We start from the raw sequence: 1,118 nt of genomic DNA, 5'->3' as shown, positions 1-1,118 counted from the left end.
ACTCTGAATAGTTAAGATGGGTGTCATCTTAATTTCGTTGGCCAAGTAATCAGCCAAGCCATTGTTAAGTTATAAAAAGCTAAGTTATAAAAAATTTACAAGAAGTACAGCAAATAAAGGAGTAACAATGAGTAGTAATGATAAAAGCTCAGAGAAATCAAGCGAACTTGATGACTTAATTGATAACCTTATTAGTGATGAGGATCTTGAGCGCTATTTTGCTGAACAAAAAGACGGTTTAACTCATGAAGAACGGAAAAAAATTAAACGAGAAAACCGTATTAACGCAATTAACCAGTGGTGTGCTGAAAATCCTGGTCGAGATCCTGCAAGAGCAAAAGACAAAACCATCAAACAACTGGCGTTAGATGAAAAAGCAGTGGTGCGATTAGAAGAGTTTAGAAAAAATAACCCCGAAAAAGCTGCAGAAAATAAAAGGAGAGCCGAAAACAGAAGCAAATACTTTGATGATAGAGAAACTTATAAAGAACAACTGCCAAGAGATTATTTACATAAAGACAGTTATGAGACGCGACTAAGAAAAGCAGAAGCACTCAATGGCTGCGGGTTTAAAACCCGCACATTTAAAAGTAAGCGTTTCACTGATGAATATGCAGCAGAGCTTAAGTCGCCTAATAGTGGCTCAACGCTTGAGGGGCACTGGGTTCGCGGAGATGGGCAACAACTTGCTATTTCATGGTTTGGAGGATGGTCAAACTTATTTACTATTCTTGGCTTTGGTTGTACGAGCCTGGCTTTATTGACTTTCTTATTTCATATTTTTGCGATTTTTATGAACGGGTTTGAATATTTCTGGGTGATGGCTTCAATCTATGTGACGCTCTTTGGTTTGGGTTTTTTCACTTTAAAACACCGCGCCATATTATCGCACCGAGATAATTTTTATTTTAATCGCCATACCGGGCTTGTAAAAACCCCTCATACTTTGTTTAGAAAACCGTTTTATTTACCTTACGAAGACATTGTTTGTTTTGGTGCAAATGAGCGTAATGTCGGTTCAGCCCGCGGTGGTTCACGTGTGTTTGTATCTCTTATGGTGCCGTTAAAATACCCTAAACATTATCGCTTTACCAAGCCTACTTTTTATGTAGGTGGTT

1 protein-coding gene is annotated in these 1,118 nt (G+C 38.1%); it reads left to right on the top strand.

Annotated features, from left to right (window positions below; genetic code table 11):
* Positions 1–127: 127 nt before the first annotated feature.
* A partial coding sequence (locus H5154_RS22785; RefSeq protein WP_182719735.1) for a hypothetical protein occupies positions 128–1,118 on the top strand: 991 nt, incomplete at its 3' end.

The sequence above is a fragment of the Pseudoalteromonas sp. SR44-5 genome (assembly GCF_014163675.1).
Taxonomy (GTDB): Bacteria; Pseudomonadota; Gammaproteobacteria; order Enterobacterales; family Alteromonadaceae; genus Pseudoalteromonas; species Pseudoalteromonas rhizosphaerae.
The sequence above is the reverse complement of the archived record's forward strand: the minus strand, read 5'-3'. Positions and strand labels throughout refer to the sequence as shown.